Raw genomic sequence first — 9,366 nt, 5'->3', positions numbered from 1 at the left:
GCGATATAAGCCATTTTTTGATGCATCGCTACAACTGGATTCGGCCTCATCAATTCAACGATGGGTTGGCACCAGCGCGGGCCGAGGAAAAACTTAACGTCGTGTCCGGGATTAGTTGACCACTACAAGCCCTGCCCCCTTAATACGTAGAGGTCACGGATTATGTCTACTCAACTCGCATCCAGAAGTTTACCCACACCAATGAACGACGAATGGGAGACTCTCGCATCCACCCTATTCACTCGCCACGACATTCATCTCCACGCCCTACTCTTCGAAAACCAAGCCTGGTTTTGCGCGCGTGATATAGGGCGGCTGATGGGCAAGTATTTGGATGAGCGAATGTCCCGAAAACTCGATACAGATCAGCGACGGATGTTGTTGGTGCATGCTCACGGAGTAGCAGAGGAACGACTGATGCTCAGCGAATCCGGCGTGTATGCATTATTGGTTTATCACTATTGCCCGGAATATCGCTCACTGCGCGAATGGCTGACGCATCAGGTTGTAGCTGCACTGCGTGACGCAAGACCATCGCGGGCAGTTGAGCGGCCGACCTTGAGCGTTTTGGATTGGCCACAGATGCAACTGAGTTTGCTGCATTGGCGGAATGAACCATGGATTCGGATGCGGGACATGCCTTGCATCCTGCTAACCCAACAGCAAACATCTTGGTGGAGGAAAGCTTCACGGCTATTTCTATTTTAGAAAGTCGCTAAAGATGGGTGCAGCTTTCTGCACCCACTTGATTGGGAGCGTTGAGCATCATGCGGACTGTTCACTCGATTGTAGCTGCTGAGAGTGAAGCGGGAATCCTTCAGGAGCACCTAACAGTACGCCACGTTCCATATCAAACGGCAGCACCCAAAGCTTGAGTTCCGGCGCAAACTCGAATACCTGCAACGGCGCATCAAACGCAGATCGTCTTGGATAAACCAGCACCAACTCCCCCTCGCCCGCTAGGTATTTGTGGCCATAGGCGAACAACTGATAGAAATCGGACTGCTTCAAACCGTAGCTCTTATCCTCACCAGATGAGTTCAACCGCTTCCATTTTGTGTCTAGCACCCAACTTTTGTTCTGATGGTGAAGCATCAAATCCGGCCGTAATTGGAAGAAGTTTTTGCCTTTGTGCTGACACAAATATTCAGTGTGGGCTTGAGTTTGAAGTCGAGCGTCTTGCAGCAAATCACTGTCTAGACTCGCAGCAACATAGCGCTCAAACAGCTTCTCCATAGGAAACAACAAGCTCATGCCATGCCACTCCCCGGCGACCGCCAAAGGCATCTGTTGCTTGATAATCAGCTCGCACCAGGGCTTCACTGGCACGTAGTGCGCCATCAGTCGCTCGCTGCTCCATTGGTTGAAATCCTGCTGCACATTGCGGCTTGTAGGAACCTCTAACAACACACTTCTTAACTCGTGAGCCAGACGCCAGTTACCAGCATCTTTCGTTGCTTTGCAGACCTCATCTAGGGCGAATTTGAGTAAGCGGTTTTCTGGTCGGTCGGGCAAATAGATATCGTGTCGAATCTGGAAATGGTGCTGGCGCCCAGGGGGTTGGCGCATTTGCTTAACCACATCCAATTGACCACGTAGGAACCGTTGTTCCTCCTCTACGCGCTGGTAGTCGAAGCGTAGACCTCGCTTGATCAAGTGATCCAGAGCCAGTAGGAATCGGCCCATGACCCATTCGCTCAGCGGTGCATCGAAATTTCGAAGATCTGCCGCGCCGACTTCACGGGTGGGTAAATTTAGAGAAGCTTGGATCATGCGCCGCAACAACATTCTGCTCTGCTTAATGCAGTCCTCTCGCTCAAAATGTTTGGGGAGAATTTCAAGACGCGTACCACAGGGTGTTTCCAACACACCAACGTAGTTGTCGAGTTTGAGTAAACACCGATTTTCAAGCTGAACCAGTGCAGCTCCAGCATTGCTGAAAGTAGCATTCAATTTGCACAGCCAGTCAAAGGCGGAAACCGATACCTGGGCAAGATCCAACGTCGGCTCAGTGATTTTATCTGTCGTCAGCCTCGCGTACTCACGGACCGTGATGACGGGTTTCACACCGTCACGCCTTTCAATGCGCTGATTACGGCCGCACCAAGATGGCGGGTATTAAACTCACGACCACTTGCATGGTGTGTTGTCAGGCCATGCGCTGCGGCAAGCTCCCGCAAAATAGGTTTAGATGGGCTGACGATCTTCCCAGACTTCAAAACCTCGATTGATCCGCTTTCAAGCTGACGAACCTGAATGTCGTCTTTTTCAGCTTCGATAGCCTCCTGGACCTTTGGAGGTACTGCTTGGTGATCAATGACACCCCAAAAAGACTCAATCCGAGCAAAGGCGTCTTCGTTGATAATCCAATGGTTATTTTGGTTACTTAGCAACACTTGATCGCCAAACAAAGATCCTGAGTTGAATAGCGCCTGCGCGATAAAGCAGTTTTCAGGGGCCTTGCGATGATCGTTAAGGACCCATTGAATCCGTAGCCAATCTTCGAAGAAATACTCTTGCAGCAATGGGAGCACTTGTTCGCGAAAGATTTGGCCCAATCGCTCAAGCGTTGGCTCATTCTCTAACGGCATGAAATACGCGTGCCCTAAGCAATGATCTCGGTCTAACAGCATCTCAATTCGTTGATTCATCACTATTAGGAGTTGGCCAACATTGAGCTCCCCCACGGTGACGTCTTTCAGCAGCTCAGGCTTAGGCGGCATTTCGCGGAACGTGAAACGACGACGCAGCGCGATATCTAGACCAGCCAATGAACGATCAGCGGTGTTCATGGTGCCTATGAGGTAGACATTACTCGGAACACTGAAATGATCCTTCGAATACGGCAGCGTCACCTTTAATGCCTCATCAGCTCCTGCACGCTTGGATGGCTCGATGAGAGTGATCAGCTCACCGAAGATCCGAGAAATATTGCCGCGATTTATTTCATCGATGATGAGTACGCGTGCGTTGCTGGATTGAGTTGTCTCCTTGACCTTTGCGTCTTCGGATGACGTATCCAAAATGCGCTGAACCAAAACCGGCAAAATATTGTTGTAGCCATTGATGAGATATGGTTCCAGCTTAGTTTCTGACACTTTGTCAAAAACTAGCTTGTTGCGAACATCTGCGACGGTTAACCGCCCTGCGCGCACATATTCAGCGAGCGTGTGAAGAATACTCATCCCTATCGGTAGCTCTTTACCATTAGGCTTAACCAAGCTCAGCAACTCAGTAGATGCACTCGCGACTATGTACCCCGAACCAAATGACTCCCCCTTTATAAATAGAGCACCGGGGTGCTTTACCTTGGCCATGGCAGATGTGCACATTTTTTTGAACACACCATCGACGACTTCGTAGTGCAATTGCCCATCTTCTCCGTTTTCAGCACGTAGACCTTCGACGAAGTCTTCGTAGCTGAAGCTTTGATGAAAGGTGACGAACTTAACGTGCCCATCTTCGGCTAACTCATCAAAGTGCTTCTTTAAAGCCACCCGTTTACCTTTGTTGGCCCGAAGAAACTCAGGAGCAAGAATTTCCAGCGCGGCCTCGATAGTGGCGAATGTCTTACCGGTTCCCGGTGGGCCAAACAAGATTTGGTTAAGTGCAGGCGAAGTCATCGAGTCGCTATCCTTGCTACGTGAGCAAATGGTCATCGCGGGGTGCGGCTCGATCACGGTCGACACGGGTTGCAGAAACCGAAACTCGACGTAGGAAATAGCGCACAGCCGCAGGAAATTTATCCTACAACGGTAGCTACATTGCCATCACTGGTAAAGCCGCACAGAGAAGTAGATCGCGTTGTGGAAAAAGCTGTGCAGGACGAGCGCTTAACGACTATAAAAACGATCCCCTCAAAGAGCCTGATAGCCCATGAAATTCGACCTCGCCTACTGCCTCAGTCTCGACGACAAGTTGTCGATCTATGACGTGCGCGATCTGAATTTCGACGAAACCATGGATTTCGATTCCACCAAGGAACACTTCCAATGCCCCAACGACGCATGCAGGGCGACATTCGATGCGGCAAACGTACTGACGACGTTCAACGCCAAAAACGTGAATTACGTTCGCACCCCGCACTTCAAAAACACGCCCAGTACCCGGCATGTGGCGGATTGTCCTTATGTCAGTCTCAAGGCACCGGCGTCGGGTGTGGAGGCGGACGATGCGGAAACGGATGACAGTCGCGAGGAGCATTTTCCGTCGGAGTTGTTGCTGACTCGACGTCAGTATGTGCGTAAGCCGGCGAAGCCAGTAGCGACGGCGGATGGAGTGCGAGACGATCCGAAACCTCTCACACCGCCCAGCAATACCGAGCCCCCGAGCAACGAATCAGCACCGGACAAGACCAGTATCTTCGCCCACCCGGTGGAGTGTTTTGTGTCGAACTTCGAGGACAAGGAGTTGCTCAAGCGCGTGCCGCTGAAGATTGGCGAGCACACGGCGCCTTATGGGTCGTTCTTCAAGAAGATCGAATACCTGACAGACAACAAGGGGCTGATTTACTGGGGCAAGATCAAGGAGATCAAGGATTACACGCAGAGCTTTCGCATCGATTTCGAGCAGAAGGTCTGGTTCAAGCAAGCGGATGAGGCGAAGAAGAAGCCTTATTCGGTCAACGTTTACCTGAGCAAGAAGTTGATCGAGAACTACCGCAAGCGCAAAGCGTTTCTGGAAGAGATCAAGCACGCCATCGACAGTGAAGCGGAGCTGTATTGCTTCTTTTATGGCGTGACGCCGGAGTTGAAGCAGGTACCGAGCAAGAAAAACCCCGAGCAGACGTTCGGGGTGTTCAGCGCGAATATCGAGAACCTGGATCACTTCATTATTCGTGAGGCACCGGGGTTGGCTGATAAGTAGCTTCGGCTCAGGGCAGTTGCAGCGCGACGCCGCCGGGGTGTTGTTTGACGAGGTTGTAAGGCAGGACGCCCCAACCAATGTTTTGACACACGGCAGCCACGTGAGGGAAGGATGGCTCTAACTTGATGCCTTTTTCGGTGAAGTACCAGCCCGGATAGTGCCAAGGGTAATCATCGTTGTAGCCGCAATCGTTCTCCCCCTCTGGCGTTGTCGTCATTTCAGTGGGATAGAGCTTAAGCAGTTGTGCCACCAGCCACGGCGCCAGCTCTTTATTGCGGTAATCAGAATAAGCAGTGGATGACTCGGACGAAGAGTTATAGACGTCGTAGTCTTCCTCGTAATGCATTGGTTTGCCCTGCCCCACCCACAGCACATCTTCAAGCGTCAGGGATTTGCCCGTTTTGGTATCGAAGTTGATTGAGTCATTGACCTGATCCGGATAAGCACCGCCACAAAAGTACTCGGTTGACACCCGAACGCTCATCACGGACGGCGTCATCCACAGAGGCTGACTGATCTGTGAGTAATAGGCATCAGCGTAATTGGCGAAACATCCGTAATACCCCACGACTTCTCGCCACAAACGGCCCATCAATTGCTGGTTGATTTGCTGACGCTCTTCGGCGCTGTAACCCGAAATCACTTCAAATAGCTCGGCGTTTGATTGTGGCTCGCTCCACCATTGCAGCGTGTATCCCATGAAGGTTTCGGTCTTGCCTGGGATGAGCTTCATACCTTGTAAGCGCAGGTATTCGTAAGGCGCCTTGTCGTGAAGTCTGACGAGATAGGGCAAGGTATCAGCGGGAACCGGAGGAAGGTTTGCTGGCTGCAACTGGACCTTCAAAACCTTCCCTTTAGGGCTGACCCATTCACCGGACCAACCGTTGGATTCGGGCTGTAAGCGAATTGTCGGAAGAGGTTTGTACTCTCCATAACGCTGGTCACCTTCTTCGAGCACCAGCGTTTCCCCTTCCTTTGAGCCACTAAGCACCAAGTCCTTGCGATACTTTTGGTAGAAGTAGCGGCCCTCACTGCCGTCGGCGTTCACTTCCAACACAATCGGCATTTTGCCCAGCGTCCCGGTGTAGACCTGCTTGCCGCTGTCCGCCCACAACAGTGTGGAAAACGTTGAGCACATCAACACGACAATGCCAGGCAGACGAATCAATCCTTTAAACATCAAATCATCCTTGAATGCAGCGAACATTGGTTCGCGGGAAATAGCCGCGAATTATGGCGAAGCTTCGTCTGCGAATCGATGAAAAGCTAGCTTGATAGCGATTAACTCCAACACATGCTGACCATCACCAACACCAACAAACCAATATAGATACGCGCATGTATCCGATCCGGAATCCGCCCGATCCACGGCGTGGCCAATCGAATCCCCACCAACGATCCCATCGTCAAAACTGCAAACGCCAACAGATCCACATAACCGACAAACCACGCTCCCAAATCAAAATCGCTAAACCCCGCCATCGCCATGTAAGTCACCGTCCCGGCCAACGCCACGGGCAGGCTTAGCGGATTGGCCATCGACGTTGCCTGACTCATGCTCAACCCGCATCGACGCAACAATGGCACGGTCATAACGCTGCCGCCTACGCCAAGAAATGTGGCGATGCCGCCGATTCCTACGCCGCCACCAGACACTTCCGCCCTTCCCAATCGCCGTGGGATTGCGTTATCTGCGTGTGTAAGAAAGCCGCGTCTGAACAGGCAATCCACAATGGTCACGCCCAGGTAGGCAATGAACGCATACCGAATTACCTCACCACTCACCCACATCGCCGCCACGGCACCGACCACCGCGCCCAACCCGATAAACCCACCCAACGGCCACAGGTAATGGCGAATCAGATTACCGGCGCGGTGATGTTTTCCGGTGGCGACCAGGGCGTTGATGATCATCACGCAGGTCGAGGTGGCGACGGCGATGTGCATCGCCGATTGGCCGATGGGGTCGTCGGCACCGTGGCTGGCCATGAGCATGCGGTACAGCAATGGCACGACGACGAAGCCGCCGCCGAAGCCGAACAGCACGGCGGTGATGCCGGTCATGCAGCCGAAGAGTGTCAGCAGGAGGTAGAACATTGTGCGTCGTCCGTTGGTTGAGAGTGGTCGACGATAGAGCGATGTGGCTTGGCCTGCTTCAGCAAGTCAGCCAATAATGTTTGTGTTTACGCCAACTGCTGGAAGCCGCTTGATGCGCAATGTTTCGATTAATGTGCTGGATGACACGCCACGGTCGGTGGTGGCGATCGGTACGGATTATTCCTACGGGCATGTGCTGCCTAGTCATACACACCGACGGGCGCAGTTGTTGTACGGCGCGACCGGGGTGATGCAGGTCGGCACGCATGACGGCAACTGGGTGGTGCCGCCGCAGCGGGCGGTGTGGATTCCGGCGGGGGTGGCGCATGAGGTGTTGATGCTGGGGGTGAGCACTCGCAGCTTGTACATCGAGCCGGGTGCTGTGGACTTGGGCGAGCGTTGTCAGGTGATCAGTGTTTCGCCGTTGATGCGGCATTTGCTGATGGAGGCGGTGGAGGTTCCGCTGGCGTACGACGAGGCCGGGCGCGATGGCGCGTTGATCGAGTTGCTGCTGCATGAGCTGGCGCGCAGTGCTCACTTGCCGTTGCACATTCCGCTGCCGGTCGATGCGCGGCTGCTTGGGTTGTGCCAGGGCTTCTTGCAGCGACCCGATGTTCATCAATCGCCGCAGCAATGGGCGGATCAGTTGCACATCAGTCTGCGCACGTTCAATCGGCTGTTCCGCCAGCAGACCGACCTGAGTTTCAGCCAGTGGCGCCAGCGCGCCTGCGTGGTGCTGGCGTTGGCGCGATTGGCGGTGGGTGAGCCGGTGACGCGGATTGCGCTGGATTTCGGTTATGACAGCCCGGCGGCGTTTTCGACGATGTTTCGTCGTGTGTTGGGTCAGGCGCCGTCCGTCTGGTTGGCAGGGGCGAAATAGCAGAATTCAAAAAATGAGTTTGATCCGGGCGCAAAACAACTGTACAAAAACACAGTACATTTTGAATCAGCACTCTCGAGCCCGGAGAACACCATGGCCTCTTATGCGATGAAAATCACCCTGGAACGTATCGCCCTCTTCCAATTCACCCCCGCCCATTGCGCCCAGGCCCGGGCGATGTTGGGTTGGAGCGTTGATGAGCTGTCTCGGGAGTCTGGCGTTTTGGTTGATGTGATTGAGCGATTTGAGGCCAAGCGTGAGGTGCCGGATGCTGATCGGCTGGCGTTGGCGTATCGGTTTGAGTCGCAGGGGTTGGTGTTCTTCCCGGGGTTTGCGCCGGGGCGGGGGATGAGTGTTAGAGGGACTGAGTCGAATTCGGTGGGGCGAGCGGATTTTGCGATGGTTGAGTGAGGTGTCGGCACGAGCCGCTTGCATCACAAGCGGCCAGGCTTCAATACGTCATGCGTTCTGGATTTCCACCTGATCGCCGACGTTTTCCATCCCTAACCACCAAGCACTCCCCCGCTGCGGATACATCACGTTAAACGCCTCACCCATCTGCGGCGTGGTAATCGAAACACTGCGCTCCCAGGCCAATGCCAGTATCCGGTCAAACGGTTCAAACCACGCGTGCATCGACAGATCGAAGGTGCCGTTGTGAATCGGCAATAACCAGCGGCCTTTCAGGTCGATGTGCGCTTGCAGGGTTTGCTCGGGTTGCATGTGCACATGCGGCCACTCGACGTTGTAGGCGCCGGTTTCCATCAATGTCAGGTCGAACGGGCCGTACTGTTCGCCGATGCGTTTGAAGCCGTCGAAGTAGCCACTGTCGCCGCTGAAGAAGATTCGTGTGTCGGCGTCGATCATCACCCACGAGGCCCACAGTGTGCTGTTGCCATCGAACAGCCCACGGCCGGAAAAGTGCTGCGACGGGGTGGCGACGAATTGGATGCCGTCGACTTCGGTGCCTTGCCACCAGTCGAGTTGGCGCACTTTGCTGGCGTCGATGCCCCACTTGATCAGGGTGTCGCCGACGCCCAGCGGCGTGAGGAAGTATTTGGTTTTGTCCGCCAGTTTGAGCACAGCCTGATAATCGAGGTGGTCGTAGTGATCGTGGGACAGGATTACCGCTTCAATCGGTGGCAATTCTTCGAGGCTGATCGGTGGCTGGTGGAAGCGTTTCGGGCCGGCCCATTGCACCGGTGAAGCGCGTTCGGCGAAGACCGGGTCGGTGATCCAGAATTTGTCCCGCAGTTTCAGCAATACCGTGGAATGACCAAGGCGATAGACGCTGTGGTTGGGCGCGGCGATTAACGCGTCGTGGGTCAGGCGTTGCACCGGAACGGCCGCCGTCGGGCGGGTGTTGCGGGGTTTGTGGAAGATCATGTTCCACATGATGCGCACCATTTTGCGCAAGCCTTCTCGTTGCACGGGCGCATGGTTGCGGAAGTGCCCTTCGGCCTGACGGGACGCTTCAGGTACAGAAACGTTAGTGGAATTGGCCATGACTGAATGACTCCAGG

General features: G+C 54.1%; 9 protein-coding genes. 4 read left to right on the top strand and 5 right to left on the bottom strand.

Going from position 1 to position 9,366, the window contains the following annotated elements:
* The first annotated feature begins 162 nt into the window (after positions 1-162).
* Positions 163-708, top strand: coding sequence for a Bro-N domain-containing protein (locus IB245_RS26460; RefSeq protein ID WP_412548048.1), 546 nt, complete (start codon positions 163-165; stop codon positions 706-708).
* Positions 709-765: 57 nt separating this feature from the next.
* On the opposite strand, the gene IB245_RS26455 is transcribed toward IB245_RS26460, so the two are convergent.
* Both IB245_RS26455 and IB245_RS26450 read right to left on the bottom strand, forming a co-directional pair.
* Complete coding sequence (locus IB245_RS26455) at positions 766-2,067, bottom strand: McrC family protein (protein WP_192229155.1); 1,302 nt, start codon at positions 2,065-2,067, stop codon at positions 766-768.
* Positions 2,064-3,623: an McrB family protein gene (locus tag IB245_RS26450; protein ID WP_192229154.1), complete on the bottom strand. Its 1,560-nt coding sequence runs from the start codon at positions 3,621-3,623 to the stop codon at positions 2,064-2,066. The genes IB245_RS26455 and IB245_RS26450 overlap by 4 nt, the downstream gene beginning before the upstream one ends.
* Positions 3,624-3,876: 253 nt before the next feature.
* Between IB245_RS26450 and IB245_RS26445 the strand changes: the two genes are divergently transcribed.
* A complete protein-coding gene (locus tag IB245_RS26445; protein WP_192229153.1) occupies positions 3,877-4,866 on the top strand; it encodes a hypothetical protein in 990 nt (329 codons plus the stop codon).
* A 7-nt stretch (positions 4,867-4,873) separates the two neighbouring features.
* On the opposite strand, the gene IB245_RS26440 is transcribed toward IB245_RS26445, so the two are convergent.
* Together IB245_RS26440 and IB245_RS26435 are read right to left on the bottom strand one after the other, a co-directional pair.
* Complete coding sequence (locus IB245_RS26440; protein WP_192229152.1) at positions 4,874-6,046, bottom strand: hypothetical protein; 1,173 nt, start codon at positions 6,044-6,046, stop codon at positions 4,874-4,876.
* A gap of 101 nt (positions 6,047-6,147) precedes the next feature.
* Positions 6,148-6,963, bottom strand: a complete 816-nt coding sequence (locus tag IB245_RS26435; RefSeq protein WP_192229151.1) for a sulfite exporter TauE/SafE family protein — start codon at positions 6,961-6,963, stop codon at positions 6,148-6,150.
* A 112-nt stretch (positions 6,964-7,075) separates the two neighbouring features.
* Here IB245_RS26435 and IB245_RS26430 point away from each other — a divergent pair, with 112 nt between their 5' ends.
* Both IB245_RS26430 and IB245_RS26425 read left to right on the top strand, forming a co-directional pair.
* The gene (locus IB245_RS26430; protein ID WP_008038505.1) at positions 7,076-7,843 is read left to right on the top strand and encodes an AraC family transcriptional regulator; all 768 of its coding nucleotides are present in this window, start codon (positions 7,076-7,078) and stop codon (positions 7,841-7,843) included.
* Between the two features lie 93 nt (positions 7,844-7,936).
* Positions 7,937-8,254, top strand: a complete 318-nt coding sequence (locus tag IB245_RS26425) for a hypothetical protein (protein WP_008038506.1) — start codon at positions 7,937-7,939, stop codon at positions 8,252-8,254.
* A gap of 48 nt (positions 8,255-8,302) precedes the next feature.
* Here the strand turns inward: IB245_RS26425 and IB245_RS26420 are convergent, their stop codons facing one another.
* The gene (locus IB245_RS26420; RefSeq protein ID WP_192229150.1) at positions 8,303-9,349 is read right to left on the bottom strand and encodes an MBL fold metallo-hydrolase; all 1,047 of its coding nucleotides are present in this window, start codon (positions 9,347-9,349) and stop codon (positions 8,303-8,305) included.
* Positions 9,350-9,366: the final 17 nt, after the last annotated feature.

This window comes from Pseudomonas sp. PDM02 (assembly GCF_014852285.1).
Taxonomy (GTDB): domain Bacteria; phylum Pseudomonadota; class Gammaproteobacteria; order Pseudomonadales; family Pseudomonadaceae; genus Aquipseudomonas; species Aquipseudomonas migulae.
The sequence above is the reverse complement of the archived record's forward strand: the minus strand, read 5'-3'. Positions and strand labels throughout refer to the sequence as shown.